Origin of the sequence: Ruminococcus flavefaciens, assembly GCF_900116855.1 — a bacterium.
Lineage (GTDB): Bacteria > Bacillota > Clostridia > Oscillospirales > Ruminococcaceae > Ruminococcus > Ruminococcus flavefaciens_R.
This window is the reverse complement of the sequence record NZ_UETD01000021.1, coordinates 1-20,796: the sequence shown is the minus strand read 5'-3', so window position 1 is coordinate 20,796 and position 20,796 is coordinate 1. Positions and strand designations below refer to the sequence as shown.

Annotated in this window: 18 protein-coding genes; 14 read left to right on the top strand and 4 right to left on the bottom strand. The window is 49.8% G+C overall.

Annotated elements, in window-relative coordinates:
- Positions 1-159: 159 nt before the first annotated feature.
- Both DSZ37_RS17025 and DSZ37_RS17855 read left to right on the top strand, forming a co-directional pair.
- Positions 160-1,884, top strand: coding sequence for a DEAD/DEAH box helicase (locus DSZ37_RS17025; protein ID WP_109728058.1), 1,725 nt, complete (start codon positions 160-162; stop codon positions 1,882-1,884).
- Between the two features lie 10 nt (positions 1,885-1,894).
- The gene (locus tag DSZ37_RS17855) at positions 1,895-2,050 is read left to right on the top strand and encodes a hypothetical protein (RefSeq protein ID WP_164169571.1); all 156 of its coding nucleotides are present in this window, start codon (positions 1,895-1,897) and stop codon (positions 2,048-2,050) included.
- A gap of 209 nt (positions 2,051-2,259) precedes the next feature.
- Here DSZ37_RS17855 and DSZ37_RS17020 read toward each other — a convergent pair whose 3' ends face one another.
- Positions 2,260-2,868 (bottom strand): metallophosphoesterase family protein, encoded by a 609-nt coding sequence (locus DSZ37_RS17020; protein WP_109728057.1) that lies wholly within the window; start codon positions 2,866-2,868, stop codon positions 2,260-2,262.
- 219 nt (positions 2,869-3,087) lie between these two features.
- Between DSZ37_RS17020 and DSZ37_RS17015 the strand changes: the two genes are divergently transcribed.
- The 9 genes from DSZ37_RS17015 to DSZ37_RS16975 all read left to right on the top strand — a co-directional run bounded on the left by DSZ37_RS17015 (position 3,088) and on the right by DSZ37_RS16975 (position 14,340).
- A complete protein-coding gene (locus tag DSZ37_RS17015; protein WP_181380360.1) occupies positions 3,088-3,900 on the top strand; it encodes a sigma-E processing peptidase SpoIIGA in 813 nt (270 codons plus the stop codon).
- Between the two features lie 17 nt (positions 3,901-3,917).
- Entirely contained in the window at positions 3,918-4,616 is a 699-nt protein-coding gene (sigE, locus tag DSZ37_RS17010) for an RNA polymerase sporulation sigma factor SigE (RefSeq protein WP_109728053.1), read from the top strand.
- Between the two features lie 122 nt (positions 4,617-4,738).
- On the top strand, positions 4,739-6,781 hold the full coding sequence (gene recJ, locus DSZ37_RS17005; protein ID WP_109728051.1) for a single-stranded-DNA-specific exonuclease RecJ: 2,043 nt from the start codon (positions 4,739-4,741) through the stop codon (positions 6,779-6,781).
- A 4-nt stretch (positions 6,782-6,785) separates the two neighbouring features.
- Positions 6,786-9,083, top strand: a complete 2,298-nt coding sequence (locus tag DSZ37_RS17000) for a RelA/SpoT family protein (protein ID WP_109728049.1) — start codon at positions 6,786-6,788, stop codon at positions 9,081-9,083.
- Positions 9,084-9,093: 10 nt separating this feature from the next.
- Positions 9,094-9,732 (top strand): MBL fold metallo-hydrolase, encoded by a 639-nt coding sequence (locus tag DSZ37_RS16995; protein ID WP_109728047.1) that lies wholly within the window; start codon positions 9,094-9,096, stop codon positions 9,730-9,732.
- Positions 9,725-11,215 carry a coproporphyrinogen dehydrogenase HemZ gene (hemZ, locus tag DSZ37_RS16990; protein WP_109728045.1) on the top strand — a complete coding sequence of 497 codons (1,491 nt, stop codon included), beginning with the start codon at positions 9,725-9,727 and terminating at the stop codon, positions 11,213-11,215. The genes DSZ37_RS16995 and hemZ overlap by 8 nt, the downstream gene beginning before the upstream one ends.
- Positions 11,179-12,537, top strand: coding sequence for a 23S rRNA (uracil(1939)-C(5))-methyltransferase RlmD (gene rlmD, locus DSZ37_RS16985; RefSeq protein WP_109728043.1), 1,359 nt, complete (start codon positions 11,179-11,181; stop codon positions 12,535-12,537). Before hemZ ends, rlmD begins: the two co-directional genes overlap by 37 nt.
- Positions 12,538-13,452: a hypothetical protein gene (locus DSZ37_RS18075; protein WP_242978661.1), complete on the top strand. Its 915-nt coding sequence runs from the start codon at positions 12,538-12,540 to the stop codon at positions 13,450-13,452.
- A 237-nt stretch (positions 13,453-13,689) separates the two neighbouring features.
- Complete coding sequence (locus DSZ37_RS16975) at positions 13,690-14,340, top strand: CpXC domain-containing protein (RefSeq protein ID WP_109728041.1); 651 nt, start codon at positions 13,690-13,692, stop codon at positions 14,338-14,340.
- Positions 14,341-14,373: 33 nt separating this feature from the next.
- On the opposite strand, the gene DSZ37_RS16970 is transcribed toward DSZ37_RS16975, so the two are convergent.
- The 3 genes from DSZ37_RS16970 to ligA all read right to left on the bottom strand — a co-directional run bounded on the left by DSZ37_RS16970 (position 14,374) and on the right by ligA (position 17,665).
- Positions 14,374-15,075, bottom strand: coding sequence for a zf-HC2 domain-containing protein (locus tag DSZ37_RS16970; protein WP_109728039.1), 702 nt, complete (start codon positions 15,073-15,075; stop codon positions 14,374-14,376).
- Positions 15,072-15,569, bottom strand: a complete 498-nt coding sequence (locus DSZ37_RS16965; protein WP_109728037.1) for an RNA polymerase sigma factor — start codon at positions 15,567-15,569, stop codon at positions 15,072-15,074. The genes DSZ37_RS16970 and DSZ37_RS16965 overlap by 4 nt, the downstream gene beginning before the upstream one ends.
- A gap of 140 nt (positions 15,570-15,709) precedes the next feature.
- On the bottom strand, positions 15,710-17,665 hold the full coding sequence (gene ligA, locus DSZ37_RS16960; RefSeq protein WP_109728035.1) for an NAD-dependent DNA ligase LigA: 1,956 nt from the start codon (positions 17,663-17,665) through the stop codon (positions 15,710-15,712).
- A 384-nt stretch (positions 17,666-18,049) separates the two neighbouring features.
- On the opposite strand from ligA, the gene DSZ37_RS16955 reads away from it, so the two are divergent.
- The 3 genes from DSZ37_RS16955 to DSZ37_RS16945 are packed head-to-tail and all read left to right on the top strand — an operon-like array spanning position 18,050 to position 20,381.
- Positions 18,050-18,862: a TrmH family RNA methyltransferase gene (locus DSZ37_RS16955; protein ID WP_109728033.1), complete on the top strand. Its 813-nt coding sequence runs from the start codon at positions 18,050-18,052 to the stop codon at positions 18,860-18,862.
- A 43-nt stretch (positions 18,863-18,905) separates the two neighbouring features.
- Positions 18,906-19,385, top strand: a complete 480-nt coding sequence (locus DSZ37_RS16950) for an LURP-one-related/scramblase family protein (protein ID WP_109728031.1) — start codon at positions 18,906-18,908, stop codon at positions 19,383-19,385.
- A 15-nt stretch (positions 19,386-19,400) separates the two neighbouring features.
- The gene (locus DSZ37_RS16945) at positions 19,401-20,381 is read left to right on the top strand and encodes a Gfo/Idh/MocA family protein (protein WP_109728029.1); all 981 of its coding nucleotides are present in this window, start codon (positions 19,401-19,403) and stop codon (positions 20,379-20,381) included.
- Positions 20,382-20,796 lie beyond the last annotated feature (415 nt).

Below are 20,796 nucleotides of genomic sequence, written 5' to 3'. Positions count from 1 at the left end.
TTGTGAGCTTGTTTATCATTATATACTATATATGCCTTTTTGTCAATAATGGTGAAAACTGCGAAAAATACAATATTACGCAATATATCCCCTTGACCTTTTCCGCTTTTTGTGCTATTATAGTTTGTATTGGAATAATGAAGGAAGAAAGGTAACGAAATGAATTTTAACGAACTTAATTTATCGCAGGCGCTTCTCCGTGCTGTTGACGAGCTGGGATATACGGAGATGACGGAGATACAGCAGCAGAGCATCCCCCTGCTCCTCGAAGGACGGGACGTTGTGGGTCGCTCAAACACAGGTACGGGCAAGACCGCTGCTTTCGGTATCCCTGCTGTTGAGAGCATAACCGACGCTGACAGGAAGTCTGCGGTGGTACTCATACTCTGCCCCACCCGTGAGCTTGCCATGCAGGCTAATGAGGAAATACGCAAATTCGCCAAGTTCAAGGAGGGCGTCAGGACCTCCGCAGTCTACGGCGGCGCAAGCATGGAAAAACAGATACATGAGCTGAAACGCGGCGCTAATATAGTTATAGGTACTCCCGGTCGTGTTATGGACCACATACGCAGGAGGACCCTCAAACTCGAAAATATCCGCACTGTCATCCTTGACGAGGCTGACGAGATGCTGAATATGGGCTTCCGCGAGGATATAGAGTCAATACTTGCCGACGTTCCCGAGGACAGACAGACCGTGCTCTTTTCCGCTACTATGCCAAAAGAGATCATGGCGATCACGGAAAAGTATCAGCGCGATCCCGTACATATAAAGATAAAGTCCGCACAGAAGACCGTTGAGCTCATCGAGCAGTTCTATTTTGAGGTGGCTATGGGCAGAAAGACCGATGCCTTAAAGCTCCTACTTGCTGCATACAAGCCCTCGTCGGCTATGGTTTTCTGCAATACCAAGGCTATGGTGGATCAGCTCACGGAGGAGCTTGTGAAAAGCGGCTTCCGCGCAGCAGGTCTCCACGGCGATATGAAGCAGATACAGCGTACTCAGGTCATGAACAGCTTCAAGAACAAGGCTGCCGAGATACTGGTGGCTACGGACGTTGCCGCAAGAGGTATCGATGTAAGCGGCGTTGACGCCGTATTCAACTACGACCTTCCTCAGGACAACGAATACTATATCCACCGTATCGGCAGAACGGGCAGAGCAGGCAGAACAGGCTCCGCTTATACTCTTATCAGCGGCAGACGTCAGCTCTACGACCTCCGCGCCATTGAGAAGTACACTCACGCAGAGATAAGAGAAATGCCCCTCCCCGAGAAGTCCGACATCATCGCCATGAAAAAAGAGGCTATGATAAAGGAGATATCCGAGGCTCAGGCAGGTCACAACGCTTATGATATCCTCGACAGGCTGGCAGGTATGGGTATCGACTACCGTGAAGCTGCCGCAAGAGTCCTTGCAAAGCAGCTTCAGGCTGAAACAGACGCTCTCCCCGAAATAGAGGGCACCCGTCCCATCAGAAAGGGCAGGAACAGCGGTGCAAAAACTACAAGGATAGTCATAAATATCGGCAGAAATCGCCGTATCGCTCCAAACTTTATCCTCGGCGCCCTCGTTGATGCTACGGGAATGACGGGCAAGGACTTCGGCAAGATAGACATCTATGACGAGCACACTACCGTTGAGGTGCCCGAAGCTGAGTGTGACTACATCATCGAAAGCTCCGACTCCATGAAGATAAACGGAAACAAGGTGGAGGTAAAGCTCTACAAGGGCAGTCCCTTCTCCGACAGGAACAGCAGCCGCCGCGGCGACTCAAAGCCGCGTTTTGACAGGAAAAAGTCGGCTTACGGAAACAGGAAAAAATCCGAAATCTACTCGGATTACATACCGAACCGCAAAAAGCGTACTAAAAAAAGACATTGAGGTGATATGAATGAGCAGAAAAAACAGAAGCAACTTTGCTAATGAAAAGGACTTTCAGAAAAAGAGCAGCAGTCAGGGCAAGGATAAAAAGCTCTGGATGAGAATAGTTGTTCTCATTCTCGCAGGCGTTATGATACTGGGAGCTATACTTCTTCCGCTGTTATAATGTATATGAGTTCTTATGGTGTATGAAAGAAATATGCCCTCGAGCGTTAAAAAGCGTTCGGGGGCATTTTTTTAGTTGATAGTTTAGAGTTGAAAGTTGAGAGTTGCGGTGTCGCCTGCGGCGATATTATTTATATAACGTGGGCGCAGCGAACACATTAACTATTCACTTTTCACTATGCGTTAAACTCCGAGGGGCATTATTTTTTGTCATTCTATGGTTATACGCTCAAAGCTGAGAGTATCCTCATCCGCTTCTATCAGAAGCCATGAAGCTCCCTCCAGACCTGATGCAGAAACAGATACAACGTTTCCTTTCACGAAATTCCCGTGAGAATGTCCCACTGCCACAAGCTCATACTCCATTACCTCATCACTCAGGCAAGCTTTGTCAAAATCTCCGTTTTTCAGGCTTGACAGCGGCAAAAAGGGATATGGTGCATCAACATCAAGAAACAGGAAATGTGAAAACCGCATCTTATGCCCGCAGCACTCAGCTTCGTAGAATAACGGCATATTGCTGATAAACTCTTTCTGCTCAGCTGTAAGTCTTTTCCTGATGCCGTCATAATACTCCCTGAGATGTTCCACATCGGGGTCTACATCCACTCCGTGCTCCGCATACAGCTCACAGTTGCCTTTAAGGCAGATTATTCCGCTTGCCTTCAACAGCTCAAGGCACTCAAACTCCTCGTTTCCGCGCTGGAAGATGTCTCCTAAAAATACTGTAAGGTCTGCTTTCTTTTCCCTTATCTGTTCAAGCACTGTCTTCAATGCTTTCAGATTTCCGTGAATGTCCGAGAATACTGCGATCTTCATAGCTCTCACTTTCCTTTCTGCATGGATATGCCGTGGTTTATCATATTAATTCCGAACAGAAAGAAATCTGCCGATCCGTTCGGAAAAAGTTATTATACCACATCGATCCAGCCTTGTCAATAGCAGATTTCTAAATAAGCTTTTGCGGACAGATTATGACATATTACGCGGACTCGCTGCATTATAATATATTACAGACAGCCTGACGGGAGGTGCTTAGTGGAGACTATCTACATCGACGTACTTATTATCCTCAACATCTATGTGAACTTCTTCCTGCTTCGTATCACCGCAGGAGTCACACATTCTCCGCTGAAAAACAGCAGGTGTGCCGCTGCATCTGCTTACGGGAGCCTTTTCTCGCTGACTATCCTGCTGCCCTGCCTCGGCACACTTATCCCCCTCGCCATAAAGCTCGCCGCAGCTGTCAGCATAGTCGCACTGGCTTTCGGTTTCCATGGAGCTAAACGGCTGATGATAAACACTGCCGCCTTCTTCGCTGCTAATTTTGTCCTCGCAGGTGCTGTCTACGGTGTTTATTCCCTGCTGAAGCCGCAGTTTATCCGTTTTAACAACGGCTGCTTCTACATAGATTTCTCGCTGCTTATACTCATTGTGACAACGGCTGCTCTATATGCTGCGGTAAGGCTTATGCGGAATGCACTGGACAGGGCTCCCGAGGGGGAATGGGTAGTCACTGTGCGAAAGGGCAGACGTATAGTACGGCTGAGCGGACTTGCAGACACGGGAAACGGACTGGTTGACTTCTTTACGGGGACTCCCGTTATGATATGTCCCGAAAAGTCCTTTGAGGAGCTGACAGGTGTGCCCCTCGATACAGACAGGCTCCCGCGAGGGTTCAGACTGCTGCCTTGCTCTGCTGTTACGGGAAGCAGTCTCATACCCGTTTTCCGACCGGACGAGGTTCTCATAAGCTGTGAAAACGGAGCACGAAAGACCGTGGACGCTGTCGTGGGCTTCGGAGAATGCGGCGATAAAGCCGTTTTCAACCCGAAGCTGTTGAAAATATAGGCATAAGGAGTAAAAATATGAACATCATCGAAAAAGTAAGAGCATTCCTGAAAAAACACTTCACAGGAGAGATATTCTATGTAAACGGTTCCGATACCCTGCCCCCTCCCCTTACCCGTGAGGAGGAGACCGAGGTCTTTGAAAGGCTGCTTACCCATGACCCCGACGCGCGGAACTGCCTTATAGAGCATAATCTCAGACTTGTGGTATACATAGCCAAGAAATTCGAGTCCACAGGCATTGGCATAGAGGACCTTGTGTCCATAGGCACTATCGGGCTCATCAAGGCGGTAAACACCTTCTGCCCCACAAAGAATATCAAGCTTGCCACCTACGCCTCGCGCTGTATTGAGAATGAGATACTCATGTTCCTGCGGAAGTCCTCACAGTACCGCAACGATCTCTCCATAGACGAGCCCCTGAATATCGACTACGACGGCAATGAGCTGCTGCTCTCGGATATACTCGGCACCGACGATGACATCGTAAACAAGGGCATCGAGACAGAAGCTGAGCGTGAGATACTCCGCGGTGCCGTTGCGGAGCTCTGTGACCGTGAACGGGAGATCATGGAAATGCGTTTCGGGCTTATCGACGGCAAGGAAAAGACCCAGAAGGAAGTTGCCGACTGCATAGGCATCTCCCAGTCATATATATCAAGGCTGGAAAAAAAGATAATCCGAAAGCTCCGCATAAAGATCGAGAGCGTTACATGAATGCTGCCCCTGCAAGTGCAGGGGCTTTTCGGTTACAATTTGGTTTTTTTGCCGCGTTCTATTGAAAAAAATGACGTTTTGTGGTATAATAAACTAAATATATTGTTTTCGGGAGTTTTTGTATGAAAAAATGGACCGTCGGCAGACCCGACAGAAATGCAGTCTCTGCTCTTATGCTCGGCTGCGGAGTAAGCTCACTGGCAGCTGCTGCTCTTGCCGCAAAAGGCTATTCTTCGCCTGATTCCGTCATGGAAAGCCTCAATGTGGACGAGCTTTCCGACCCTTTCCTCATAAAGGATATGCAGGAAGCTGCGGATACTATAAACAACGCTATCGACAGCGGCGAACGCATATGTATCTACGGCGACTACGACTGCGACGGCGTTATGTCCACCGTCATACTCTATTCCTACCTCCTCGAAACAGGCGCCGATGTCACCTACTATATCCCCGAACGCTCGGAGGGCTACGGTCTCAATATGAAGGCTGTGGACAAGATATCCGACGACGGCGTTTCACTTATAATAACTGTTGATAACGGTATTGCTGCCATTGCCGAGGCTGAATACATCTACGCCCTTGGTATGAAGCTTGTGATCACCGACCACCACCAGCAGGGTGAACAGCTTCCGCGGGCGGAGGCTGTGGTAGACCCTCACAGGCATGACTGCTTCTCACCATTCAAGTATATGTGCGGCGCAGGTATCGCGCTGAAGCTGGTCGCTGCCCTTGACGGCGGCGACTATACTATGGCCCTGGAGCAGTTCGGCGACCTTGCTGCCATTGCTACCGTTGCCGATATTGTCAGTCTCACAGGCGAAAACCGCTTCCTTGTGGCTTACGGCATGGAGCTCATACAAAATTCCGACCGTCCCTCTCTCATTGCGCTGAAGGAGGTCTGCGGACTTGCCGATAAGCCAATAGACACACGCTCCATCGGCTTTGGAATAGGTCCGAGGATAAACGCCGCCGGCAGATTCGGGTCACCTAAAGCTGCCGCAGAGCTGTTCCTGTGCGAGGACTACGATGAGGCTCTCGCCGCCGCTCAGGAACTGGACAGGCTCAACAATATGCGCAAGGAGACCGAAAACGCCATCACTGATGAGATATACTCTATGATAGACAGCTCCCCCGAGCTCATAAGAGGCAGAGTCATTTTCCTCTGCGGAAAGGACTGGCATCACGGCGTCATCGGTATCGTGGCTTCAAAAATAGTGGAGCGCTTCGGCAAACCCTGCTTCATTGCCTCGGAGTCCGACGGCGAGATAAGAGGCTCCGCAAGAGCCTTCGGCGAGTTCTCGGTGTTCGGTGCTCTCAGCTATGCCGCAGACGTCCTCGACAAGTTCGGCGGACACCCTGCCGCAGGGGGCTTTACCATAAAGGAGGGCTGCGCGGAGAAGTTCCGCAGCCTGCTGGAGCAGTACGCCCTCGAAAACCACAGGATAATGCCCGTGGCTGAGCTGAAAGCCGACAGCCCCGTTGCTCCTCAGGAGCTGACAGTGCAGAATGTGGAGGGACTCAACGTGCTGGAGCCCTTCGGCACTGACAACGAAAAGCCACTGTTCTATATTGAAAACGCTCAGATAACGGATATATTCCCCCTTTCCGACGGCGCTCACTCAAAGCTCAGAGTAAAAATAGGCTTCACTCAGGCGGACGCCCTTGTGTTCAGGAAGTCCCCGTGGGAGCTTAACGTCTCAAAGGGTGATGTCTGCGATATGATAGTCTCGCTGGGCATAAACGATTTCCGCGGAAGCCGCACGGTGAGTATCATCGTCAGCGACCTCCGTCCCCATATATTCGAGCAGAGCAAGTACTTTGCCGCTCATTCGGCTTTTGAAGCCTTTCTCCGCGGCGAGGAGCTGCCGCAGAATTACTACCCGAGCATGAACCCGTCAAGAAATGACGTCGTGAAGATATACAAAGCCATCCCGGACGGCGGTATCTGCTCGGATACACTTTACATAAAGCTCAATGACAGAAATATCAATTACTGTAAGTTCTGCGTTTCCGTTGAAGCGCTCAGACAGCTTGGACTTATAACCGTCTCCTGCTCGGATTCAAGGATAGCAAGGGTCAGAGTCACACAGAAAGCCGATCTCGACTCGGCTCCTGTGCTTGTTTCCCTCAGAAGCAGGACACAAACCGCAAAGATCAAGGAGTAAAGCTATGACAGAGGACATGAATGTATCAAATCTCATACACCACGAGCTGGAGATCCCGATACCTGAGTCGGCTCTCCCTCAGAACCCTGAGGAATTTCTGAAGGATATCCCCGACTTTGACGATGACTTCACCATAGAAAAAATAATACAGAAGATACTTACAGATGATAAGCAGTACGACCTCAGCAAGATAATCTCAGCTTACGAATTCGCCGCAAAGGCTCACGAGGGACAGATGCGCTCCTCGGGCAAGCCATATATCACCCACCCTCTGGCAGTTGCATATACTCTGCTGGAGCTTGGTATGGATACCGATACCATCTGCGCCGCCCTCCTACATGACGTTGTGGAGGACACCGATGCAACTCTGGATGACCTGAAGAAGCGCTTCGGTCAGGATGTTGCCCTCTTAGTAGACGGTGTCACAAAGCTGAGCAAGATACCCACCTCCACCAAGGAGGAGCAGCAGGCTGAGAATATCCGTAAGATACTCCTTGCCATGTCGCAGGATATCCGCGTTATGATAATCAAGCTCAGCGACCGCCTCCACAATATGCGGACTCTGAAATACCGTCCCCTCGAAAAGCAGAGGAACACTGCTCTCGAGACCATGAACATCTATGCGCCTATCGCTCACAGACTCGGTATCAGAGCCATCAAGGAGGAGCTTCAGGATCTGGCTTTCCACTACCTCGACCCCTATGCCTACTCCGAGATAGAGAATATCCTCGAAAACAAAAAGGAGGAGCGAGAGGCGTTCATCGAGATAATCAAGAGCCGTATCGCTCAGCGCTTCAAGTCGGAGGAGTTCTCTCAGCCACCCCAGATTGACGGCAGAGTAAAGAGCATTTACAGCATTTACAGAAAGATATTTATAAATCACAAGAACATCGACGAGATCTACGACAAGTATGCCGTCCGTATCATCGTCACCACCATTGCGGAGTGCTACAACGTGCTTGGTCTTATCCACGATATGTTCAAGCCCCTGCCCAACCGCTTCAAGGACTATATATCCACCCCAAAAAACAATATGTATCAGTCTCTCCACACCACTGTCCTCGGCAAGGAGGGTATCCCATTTGAGGTGCAGATACGCACTTGGGATATGCATGAGACCGCCGAATACGGTATCGCCGCTCACTGGAAGTACAAGGAGGGCATACAGGGCAAGGACAAGATGGAACAGCGCCTTGCATGGGTCCGTCAGGTCATCGAGGCTCAGCAGACCTCCGACGACGTTGAGGAGATAGTCCGCATTATCAAGACCGACCTCGACCCCGAGGATATCGTCGTTATGACTCCCAAGGGTATGTCGGTAAGTCTGCCCATCAATTCCACTGTTATAGACTTCGCCTACCGTATCCACACACAGATAGGTCACAAGACCGTGGGTGCAAAGGTGGACGGAAGGATAGTTCCGCTGGACTATAAGCTCCAGACAGGACAGATATGCGAGATAATCACCAGCAAGGACCCCGATAAGGGTCCCAACAGAGCATGGCTCAACATCGTCCAGACCAATGAAGCACGCTCCAAGATACGCTCATGGTTCAAAAAAGAGCGCCGCGAGGAGAACATTGTGGAGGGCAAGGCTCAGCTGGAGCGCGAGTTCAAGCGCCACAGGATAAACCTCAAGGAGGAGCAGTACACCGAGTTTCTGCAGGACGACTTCAAACGCCATAACTGCGAGACTCTCGACGACTTCTATGCCTCTATCGGCTACGGAGGAATACTGCTCTCAAAGATAATCCCACGACTAAAAGACAAGTACGAGAAGCTCTACGAGAAAGAGGAAGAACCGTCCGTTATCCCCCTCATCAAGCCCAAGCCAAACGGCAGGAGCAGCATAGTTCTCGATCAGATAGACGATATGCTCATCAAGTTCGCTCAGTGCTGCAATCCTCTCCCGGGAGACGATATCATCGGCTTCATCACCAGAGGATACGGAGTTTCCGTACACACCACCAACTGCACCAACTACAAGGCTGCCCTCGCAAGGAACAATCCCGAGGAGCTTGACCGCTGGGTAGATATCCAGTGGACAGACAGCAGCGATACTCAGCTCCAGACCAGCTTCGAGGTCACTGCCACCGACAGAGTGGGTCTTGTCTACGATATTTCCGCGGTCCTTCTGGAAGCCCGTGTGCCTATCGTACACTCCGCTTCGAGAGTACTGAAAAACGGCAATGCCCTTTTTGAGGGAACTATCGTCATCTCAAGCACCGAGCAGCTCAAGAACCTCTTTGAGAAGCTCAGAAAGATAAAGGGCGTTATTTCCGTGGAAAGAGCCGCTATTTAAGGAGAAATATATGAAAATACACCACCTTCAGCTCGGACCTCTCCGTGCTAACTGCTATATTGTTGAAACTGCTCCCGGCAGATGCGTTGCTGTCGATATCGGCGGTGACAGCCGCCTGCTGCTGGAGTTCCTGAAAATGAAGAAGCTCCGCCTGTCAAAGATACTCCTCACCCACGGTCACTTCGATCACATCGGCGGCGCTGAGGAGGTCCATCAGGCTACGGGAGCCGAGATATACATTCACGAGCTTGACGCATATATGCTGGACAGCGAGGCGCACTCCCTCGCAAACAATATGTCCTTTGCAAAGTTCACTCCCATTACCGACTGGACCTGCGTTTACGGCGACTGCTACATCAATGACGGTGACTGCTCTTTCCGCGTGCTACACACTCCCGGTCATACTCAGGGCAGCGTGTGCTATGTCTGCGGCGATGCTATATTCTCGGGAGACACCCTTTTCTGCTGCTCCGTCGGCAGAACAGACTTCCCACACAGCAGCAGCTCCGCTATGATGTATTCCCTCAACAAGCTCTATCACCTTGAAGGAGATTACAGAGTTTATCCCGGGCACAACGAGACCACTACACTCGATTACGAGCGTGAAGCAAATCCATACATGAAACAGTTCAGAGGAAAAAATGACTGATAATAATAATTCAAAAATGCCGATTATAATGATCGGCCATTCTTTTAAATACGAGACCGAGGCTACGCTGAAGCTGTTCTTCAATACGGCAAGATTCAGCTTCACCTCAGACATTGCAGAGGCTTCGGGCAGTGACTATGTCCTTACCGAAGCAGCTGAGGACGGTACCGTTACCGTCCGTGTCTGCCTTGAGGGCAATCAGGAGGAAAAAACAGTAAAGCTTCCACCCGATGCCGAGAAAAAGGACTTTGAGTACACCATTTGCAGGCTGCTTTTCGGGCTCCTCGTAAACAGGACAGGCATTACTCCGCCGTGGGGGCTGCTCACAGGCATTCGTCCCGTGAAAAAGGTCATCGACCTTATCCGTCAGGGGAAGTCCGAGGAGGATATCTACTCACAGCTGGGTGAACGCTACCTCGCTGCACCCAAAAAGCTGAAGCTCGCCTATGATACCGCTGTGAACCAGCTTCCCATCCTTGACAGGATAGACAGCTCAGCGGTTAGCCTTTACGTTTCTATCCCATTCTGTCCCACAAGGTGCAGCTACTGCTCCTTCGTGTCCCACTCAATGGACTCTGCTATAAAGCTCATGCCCGAGTACATCAGTGCGCTCTGCCGCGAGCTGGAGATAGTGGGCAGGATAGTGAAGGACACCGACACCAAGATAGATACCATCTACTTCGGCGGCGGCACTCCCACTTCCGTATCAGCAGAGGAGCTCCGTACTATCATGGAGGCTGTGGAGCGAAACTTCGACCTTGATAAGGTGAGAGAGTACAGCGTTGAGGCAGGACGCCCCGATACAATCACCGAGGAGAAGCTGAGAGTGATAAAGGCTCTCGGTGCAGGACGAATCTCCGTAAACCCTCAGACCCTCAACGACGAGGTGCTGAAAGTCATCGGCAGGAAGCACTCAGGCGAGGACGCCGTGAAAGCCTTTGAGCTGGCAAGAAAGGTGGGCTTCGATAATATCAATACCGACCTTATCGCAGGTCTCCCCACCGAGTCCGCAGACAGCTTCAGAAACACTCTCGACCGCATGATAGAACTTGACCCCGAGAGCATAACTGTCCACACCCTTACCATAAAGCGCTCCGCTTCCCTGTTTGAAAAGGGCAGCGCAAACAGCTCAAATCCCGCGGCTGAGATGGTGGACTACAGTATCCCCACACTCATGTCCCACGGCTATCTCCCCTACTATATGTACCGCCAGAAGAACACCGTGGATAACCTCGAAAATGTGGGCTACGCGAAAAAGGGGTTCGAGAGCTACTACAATATCTTCATCATGGACGAGACCCAGACCATTCTCGGCGCAGGCTGCGCTGCGTCCACAAAGCTGGTCTACCCCGACGGTAAGATAAGCCGTATACATAACTACAAATTCCCGTATGAGTACATCAGGAGCTTTGACAAGCTCATGGAGAAAAAAGAGGAGGTGACGGAATGCCTGAAAAAAATCAGGTCTGTACAGCCGAGATAACCGGTCTTACATCCGAGGGCAGCGGTGTCTGCCGCGTTGACGGCATAGCTGTTTTCGTCCCCGGGACCGCTGTGGGCGATATCGCTGAGATAAAAATAGTCAAGGTTCTGAAAAGCTATGCATTCGGCATAGTTGAACGTATTGTCACGCCCTCTCCAGACCGCGTGGAGAACACCTGCTCCGTGTATAAAAAATGCGGCGGCTGTCTGCTGAGACATATCTCCTACGAATCGGAGTGCCGCACCAAAGACGGTATTGTCCGCGACGCTTTTACCCGTATCGGCGGTCTTTCTCCCGAGTTTGACAGCTTCCTCGGCGCCGAGACTACCGAGCACTACCGCAATAAGGCTCAGTATCCGCTGGCAGTACAGGACGGCAGGGCTGTCTGCGGATTTTATGCTCCCAGAAGCCACCGCCTTGTTCCCGTCACTGACTGTGCTCTCCAGCCCGAGGTCTTCGGAGATATACTCCGCACCGTCCTCGGCTATATAAACGAGAAAAAGCTGCCGGTCTACGACGAGACTACAGGAAGCGGAATAATGCGCCATATCTACCTCCGCAGAGGTGCTCACTCGGGCGAGATAATGGTCTGTCTTGTGGTGAGAAAGGACGTTTCACGCCAGCTCTCATCCCTTTGCAGACTGCTTACGGAGTCCTTTTCGGAAATAAAAAGCATAGTCATGAACATCAATCCCAAAAAGACAAACGTCATACTCGGCGACAGCTGCGTGACCCTTTGGGGAAGCGATACTATCAGCGATACTATGTGCGGCAATACCGTAGAGATATCTTCCCTTTCCTTCTATCAGGTCAACACCCTTCAGGCGGAAAGGCTCTATGCAAAGGCTCTGGAGTATGCCCAGCCTGACGGCAGCGAGGTCATCGCCGATCTCTACTGCGGCGCAGGCACCATCGGTCTCTCCATGGCGGAAAAGGCAGCAAAGATCGTCGGCGTGGAGATAATCCCACAAGCCGTTGAAAACGCCAAACGCAACGCTCAGAGAAATAATATAACCAATGCGGAATTCCACTGCGGTGACGCAGGCGAGGTCTTCGGAAAGCTTCGCAAACAGGGCTGCGCTCCCCATATCATAGTGGTAGACCCTCCGCGAAAGGGATGCTCTCAGGAGACCGTTGACCTCATCGCAGAGGCTGCTCCCAAACGAATAGTTATGATCTCCTGCAATCCTGCAACTGCTGCCCGTGATGCAAAGCTGCTCTCCGAAAAAGGCTACAGTGTGGATAAGGTCTGCGGCGTAGACCTTTTTCCAAGAACGGGGCACGTTGAGTGCGTAGTTTTGATGTCAAGGAGGAACAAATAAATGGAAAACACTAATAAATTGCACTATCTCAGGGATCCTGATTACATTAAATACAATGAATCATTTGAATCAACTGCGGTTTTTATAGTAAGGGATGTATGCACCTCCGTTGATACTTCTGGATACTGGATAGATATTATAACCGCTCCGAATACTCCAAAACAGGATAAATTCGGTAATATACTATGGGATTTTCAATTCATTATATTTGATCTTTTTCCGCGAACTATGAAGCCGGATTACACACATTCAAGGTCAGATGAGGAAGACAAGTATATAACATGGTATACTGCCAGAAACGACATTGACAAACAAAAAAATAAAGGAGTTGTAGGTATTCGTTATTGTATAGAACCAATCCTATATGATAAAAACAAAGGAAAAACAAGAAAAAAGACAGTATTTTGGAACAAGACATTTAACCGTGCTGTACCTGAAAAATGGAAAAATTCAAGCTGCGAGTACCGTACTATAGACGTTCCGCTAACTCCAAATTGGAAATACTCGATCAAGTCAGTGAAAAAACAAAGTATAGCTGATGAAAAGCAGTTCCTTGTAAAGAAATACCACCTTGTCCATGAGAATAACGCATGGTATTCTGACCGTGAAAACTCCCATAAACATCTGATTTTCAAGGACTCTTTTTTCGAGCGTTCAGATGTTATCGGACTTTTGTTCCGTATAAACAAGCTCTGCATGGCGAAGGTCAAATATTTCCGTGCCAATATCAATAAGTTTGAGCCGCTGAAATACAACTACAAAAATGGTTTTATTAGAGCTCAGTTGTGGGATTCCGATTTTCTGCGTCATCGTGCATCAGGATTTATTCTTGATTACCGATATTTACAGACAATAACTGTATATGAAGATTTTGTTTCACTATGCAATGAATTGGAAGCTTTTGAAGCACAATAATGCTAAAACACTGATGATACCTGCGCGTTAAGAAAGATGGAAGAATAAACAAAAGCCCCTCACCACTTCAATTACCGGTGATCCCAGCTAAAAAAGCTGAGAAGATACTGAAACAATCCGGACCGCTTATTAATGAACTTCCGCAGTAGTTTGATACTTGCTTTATCGCTTAATATGTGATATAATAATAAAAATCACCTGTGCAGATATTGGCACCAGAGAAAAGAGGTTATTACTATGTCAAAAACTCATGTTGAAATGATAAAATGCCCTAAGTGCAAAAAGCTCTCGGAGATGACTGTCTGGGATATTATAGACGTTACAGACGCTCCCGAAATGAAACAGAAGATCAGGAACGGCGAGGCTTTCAGATGGCACTGCTCAGAATGTGACGACAACTCTCTCATCTTCTTCCCCACTATCTATCACCAGCCCGGTGAGAAGTACATCGTCAGCTACGTTCCCGGAGACCCTGACACTGCCGAGAAGTGCATGAAGGACCTCAGCAATGACAACGAGAGCGGCTACAACTTCGATAACGGCTACACAAGGCGAGTTGTGACCGATATGAACCAGCTTCGCGAAAAGCTCGTCATTCTCGACGAGGGACTTGATGATCGCATCATCGAGCTCATGAAGCTGTTCATTGTTGCCGATATACAGACATCATCACAGGATCTCAGGATAACCGAGATCTACTTCACCAAGGAAAAGGACGATACATACAGCTTCGCTATCAGGTTCGACAATGACAAGTGGGGCGGCACCGCCTTCTCAAAGGATAACTACGATCAGGTTGCAAAGACCTTCAAGACTTCCCTTCTTGCCGATAACGAGGTGATAATCGACACAGAGTGGGCTGTGGAGATGCTCAACAAGAATATGTAAAAACATAGCGGACAGCATAACTGTCCGCTTTTCTTATTTCAGATATTCGCCCCACTTTTTCTGTGCGGCTTCCATTAGTTCTTCTATCTCCTCACGATTATCGTTCAGCACCTTTTTTGCGTGTTCGTCATTGTCGTGGACCTTATATCCGCTCGGATCAAATTCAATTGAGTCCGTCACAGGAATCTCCATGTATTCCGAGTCGGTTTTTATGGCGACAGCATACTTGGTATCTCCTGTTACCCTCGGAATAACTGTGAGTACAGAGACGTTTTCCTCCTTGCCTGCAATTTCCTTCCAGATATACAGCTTCCCGTCAAAGAACGACAGATAATGTGGCTCTACCACATTATAATAATATCCTCCTTCACATACCTGATAACAGTCTCCATTATATTCGCCCATATCAGCTGAGAATTCCTTATACGGAAAGAACTTCAGCTTCAGCCATGCAACATTTAAAGCTGCAAAAACCGCAAATATGAGTATCAGCGCTCTCCTGTAGAACTTCCCTCTTTTTACCTTTTTCCCCACCTTTTTAAAGGTCTCGGCTTCGTCGGGAACTGCCTTTTTCTCGGGCTCGGGCAGGGTCATGTTCTCGCAGAGCTGTCGGCAGTCCTCGCAGCTGCGGAGATGCTCCTCCACAAGCTCCCTTGTCGCCTCGCTGCATATCTCCTCCTTGTAAAGGGGCAGCAGGTCGATGATAACATTGCAGTCTATATCCTTTCTGTTCATAAAAGTCCCTCCTTTTTCAGAAGCTGCAAAAGCTTCTGTTTAGCGCGGTAATAGGTCACGCCTGCCCAGTTCTCGCTCTTACCGAAAACCTTTGCTATGTCGGCGAATTTAAGCTCCGCGAAAACTCTCAGGGTAAAGACCTCTCTGTACGGCTCCTCAAGGTCGTGTAGAAGATGATGTATCCGCAGGGCAGTCTCCCTGTCAGCAAAGCATTCCTCAAGGCTCCCCTGTGCAGCTGTCTCGCCGAGGCTCTCCGCAGAGCTGTTCCTGCTCTCAGCTTTTTTCAGGTGGTCGTACCAGAGATTTTTCGCGATAGTACACAGCCATGTCCTCACGGAGCAGCTTCCCCGAAAGCTGTCGGCGCTTGTCATAGCCTTCAGCATGGTATCCTGAAGAATGTCCTTTGCAAGCTGCTCATTGCCGCACAGTCTCAGGATAAAGGTATAGAGGTCGGAGCTGTATTTCTCGTATATCTCATGGAATTCCTGCTTCATCTTCTCACCTCCTCACTTAGTTAGACGAGTGACTTCTGGTTTTATTACAGAATTTTCAAAAAAAGCGGACAAATTGTCCGCCTTAATATTATTTGCAGGGACGACCAATGGTCGTCCCTGCACTTTCAATTCACTGAATTTCAGCCGTTGATAAGCGCCTGAAACTCCTCCTCGGTTATTATCGGAATGCCGAGCTCCTTTGCAGTCTTGTTCTTGGTGGAGTTAGAGGTGTTGTCGTTGTTGATAAGGTAGTCTGTCTTTGAGGACACAGAGCCTGCTGCCTTGCCGCCGTTCTGCTCGATATATGCTTGGAGCTCCTTGCGGTTCTTCCAGATGTGTACCGAGCCTGTGATGACAAAGGTCTTGCCTGCAATGGCGGACTCGCTGTTCACTGCCGCTGACTCCTCAATTTCCAGCTCTGCCAGCAGGTCACGGAACTCCCTGAGATTTTTCTCATCTGCAAAGAACTTCACATAGTCATTGGCGAGAACCTCTCCGATACCGTCAATGGAGGTAAGCTCCGCCGCAGAAAGCTTTTCAAGCTCCTCGGCAGTAGTATACTTGGCGCAGATAAGACGGGAAGCCTGCCTGCCGATATTGGGTATTCCCATGGCGTAGAGCACACGGCTCAGCTCCGTCTTTCGTGAAGCCTCAATGGCGTCCGCAAGCTTCTGATAGGACTTCTCGCCGAAGCCATCAAGCACAACTATCTTGAACTTGTAGTCGTCAAGGTGATAGAAGTCGCGGAACTCGCGGACAAAGCCCTCAGAGACCAGTGTCTCTATGGTAGCCGTTGACATTCCCACGATATTCATGGCGTCGCGCTGGACAAAGTGCTCAAACTTTCCGATATGCTTGGCAGCGCAGTCCTTGTTGGGACATACAAGAGTTTCCACATCCTCATCGGAAGTGCGTATCTCTGTTGCGCCGCCGCAAACGGGACATACCGCAGGTATCTCCAGACTTGCTGAGGCGGTCTTGTTTTCAAGCACCTGCGGGATTATCATGTTCGCCTTGAAAATGGTAAGGGTGTCCCCTATTCCGAGACGGAGCTGCTTCACTATGCTAAGGTTGTGAACAGAAGCCCTCGTGACCGTAGTTCCCTCCAGCTCCACAGGGTCGAATATAGCCACAGGATTGAGGAGACCCGTTCTGCTTGCGGACCACTCAACCTCGCGGAGAGTAGTGTCCGCGGTCTCGTCACGCCACTTGAATGCTATGCCGTTTCTGGGAGCGTGAGAGGTCTCGCCCAGACTGAGACCGTATGCCACATCGTCGTACATGAGCACCAGACCGTCCGAGGGGAACTCGTTCTCCGCCACAGCCTTTTCAAAGTCAGCAACAGCGCTCTCCACGGTGTCAGACTTCACCCTAACGCCGTAAACGCGCTGAAAGCCCTGCTCCTCCAGCCAGTCCAGACGGCGCGAGAAGGAGTTCTCCTCATAGCCCTCGGCAGACACCAGATTGAATGCGAAGAAGTTGATATTCCGCTCCGCAGTCACACGGGAGTCAAGATTGCGGACTGTTCCCACGCAGAGATTACGGGGATTTTTATACTTTGCCCCCTCCTCTATCTCCTCGTTGACCCTCTCAAAGTCCTTGTACTTCATGAGGGACTCGCCGCGGACCACAAGATGTCCCTTGAAAGGAATACGGGCAGGGATACCGATAATGTGTCTTGCGTTGGCGGTGATGTCCTCGCCAATCTCGCCGTTTCCGCGGGTGACCGCCTGCGTGAGGGTACCGCCGTCATAGGTGAGCACCAGAGTGAGACCGTCCAGCTTCCAGCTGAGGAAGCCCTCATGCTCGCCCAGCCAGCTTTTCAGCTCCTCAACGCTCTTGGTCTTGTCAAGTGAAAGCATTTTTGTGGTATGTCTTATTTTCTGAAGTCCCGATGAGACCTCGTAGCCCACCTGCTGAGTACGGCTGTTGCTGAGGATAACACCGGTCTTTTTCTCCAGTGCCTCCAGCTCGTCATAAAGCTGGTCGTACTGCTTGTCAGACATTATCTCAACACCCGTATTATAGTAAGCGTCAGCCGCCTTTGCCAGCAGTTCATTCAGCTCTTTCATTCTGTTTATATCATTATTAGCCATAGCAAGCTCTCCTTAAAAAAGTATAATCATATTATACCATGATTTTGATAAAAAAGCCATAGTAAAAGATAAAAAGAGTTATGGCAGAAGATATTGACGAAATTGAGGGGAACTGGTATAATAGTTTTAATAAGATAAATCGGAATTTAACACCTTCGGTGTTAAATTCCGAAGCCCTTAGCCTTTAGCTTTTAGCCATTAGGAAGCGGCTTCGCCGCTTTATTATCGGGCGGCGGAACGCCGCCCCCTACATCAGGCTAACGGCTAATGGCTATGGGCTAACGGCTTAAATCAAAATTTAGCAAAGCTAAATTTTGATTTATCTCAGCAGCTCACAACGCTCAACTTTCGGGACAGCGTTTCCTACAGACAGAAAGGCAATTTATGTCAAACATTATCGAGATAAACAAAAGCAATACGGATATACTGCAAATATTCGTACTGATGTCGGAGCCGCAGCTCCTGCACTATTTTGAGCCTGCGGAGGGACTATTCATTGCGGAGAGCCCAAAGGTCATCGAAAGGGCGCTAAACGGCGGCTATGAGCCCTATGCACTCCTCATGGAGCACAAGGACATCGAAGGACAGATGAAGGAGCTCCTCTGCCGCTGCGGAGACGCTCCCGTGTATACCGCAGAATTCGACGAGATAACCGCCATAACGGGCTTCAAGCTTATCCGCGGCGCACTGTGCGCCTTCCGACGGAGAGCCCTTCCCACAGCAGAAGAGCTTTGCAAAAATGCACGGCGCATAGCTGTACTGGAGAACGTGGTCAATCCCACCAATATCGGAGCTATTTTCCGCTCCGCAGCTGCTCTGGGCATGGACGCCGTACTGCTTACGCCATCCTGCTGTGACCCTCTGTACAGGCGTTCATCAAGGGTCAGCATGGGAACAGTGTTCCAGATACCGTGGACCTATCTTTCAAGCGATACGGACTATCCGCAGCAGCTCCACGAAATGGGCTTCAAAACTGCTGCAATGGCGCTCAGTGACAACTCGGTAAGCATTGAAGCTCCCGAACTGAAAAGCATTGAAAGGCTTGCCGTGGTCCTCGGCACCGAGGGCGAGGGGCTTGCCGATAAAACTATTGCAGACTGCGACTACACAGTGAAGATACCCATGTCACACGGCGTGGACTCACTCAACGTCGCCGCCGCAAGCGCAGTTGCCTTCTGGCAGCTGGGACTGCACTGATTGTCCGTGGGGTACGGATATATAATGATATGGAGGATTTTATATGAAACTTTATTTCAAGCAGAAGGTTTTTTCGTTCAGACAGCGTTCCGAGATATATGACGAATTCGGAAACGTATTATTCAACGCAGTGGGTGAGATATCCCTTGCAAGGAAAATGCACATCTATGACCGCACAGGCAATGAAGTGGCTTATGTGGAGCGCAAGCTGCTCAGGCTTCTCCCGCGCTTTTCCATCTATGTAATGGGACAGTATGTCACGGATATCGTCAAGGAGTTCACATTCTTCAAGCCCTCATATGTCTTTGAGCGCATAGGCTGGAGAGTTGACGGCGAGATATTCTCCCACGATTACAGAGTATTCTCGGGCAATATGTATGTCGCTTCCGTACACAAGCACTGGATGACATGGGGCGACAGCTTCGAGATAGATATTGCCGACGGACAGGATGTGATCATGGTGCTTGCAGCCGTCATCGCCATAGACTGCGTTATGGATGCAAACAGCTCTAACAATTCATGATGAAAGGAGCTTACCATGCATAAGTACAAATGGGGCGTCATCGGCACAGGAAAGATAGCCCACACATTTGCAACAGCTCTGGCACACTGCGAAAATGCAGAGCTCTGTGCAGTTGCATCAAGAACTGACGATAAGGCAAAAAAAATCGCCGAGGAATTCGGCTTCAGAAGCTTCTACGGCAGCTATAAGGACTTTGCCGAGAACAGCGATGCGGAGATAGTCTATATCGCTACACCTATGGCATCACACTTTGAGGACGCATGGCTCTGCCTTGAAAACGGCAGGAACGTGCTGTGCGAGAAGTCTCTTACCCTCAACACCGCCCAGACCGAGAAGCTCCTCGCCTTTGCCCGCGAGAAGAAGCTTTTCTTCATGGAGGCTATGTGGATGAAGTGCAGACCTGTCTACCGTAAAATGAAGGAGTGGATAGCTTCGGGAGCCATCGGTGATATAGAGTACATCAAGGCGGATTTCAGCAACTTCATCCCCTTTGATGAGAATGACCGCCTTTTCCGCGCAGACTGCGGCGGCGGCTGTCTCCTCGACCTTGGCATATATCCCATTACTCTCACCCATGATCTGCTGGGAGTTCCCGACGAGATCATCAGCTCCGCTCACATGATGAACGGCATAGATATGAGCAATTCCATACTTTTCCGCTACAAGAGCGGTGCTTTCTCGTCAATGGACAACGGCTTCGAGATACAGCTCCGCAACAACGCCATAGTTTCAGGAACAAAGGGCTTTATCACTCTGGGCAACTGGTTCCACTGCACAGAGGAGGGCGCTCTCTTTGACCGTGAGGGCAGAGAGGTGGAGAAGTTCGAGTTCAAGGACGCCATAAACGGCTACGAGTACGAGATAGACGAGGTACACCGCTGCCTTGACGAGGGATTTACAGAGAGTCCGCTTGTGCCACACAGCGATACCGTGGCAGTCATGAAGCTCATGGATCAGTGCCGCAGCCAGTGGGGAATGAAGTTCCCTAACGAATAAGCTTTGAGCTCTGTCCAAAAGCATAGGTTACTAAGATAAATCGGAATTTATATGTGTAGGGGACGCCGCCCTCGGCGTCCCGAAAAAGAATATTGTATGGGCGGATATCATCCGCCCGTTAAGGGACGCCCTCACTTGCAGGGCGTCCCTCTTTCAAAAACAGTCCACCGGACTGTTTTTGAAATTCACCCTTGCGGAGCGCTTTGTTTTATTTCGCCGCCTTAAAAGCTGAAAGCGGCGACCAGAGGCGCTGCCTCTGGACTCTGCCAAAGGAACACAGTCCCTTTGGAATCCCTTACATGGGCTCGGCGTACTTATTGCGCTGTAAGCGATGTACAAATACCATTTTTGATATTATTAAGCGAGTTTACGAGCGACAACGTGGCAAGCGGTCGAGCTGGCTCAGCTCGAAATT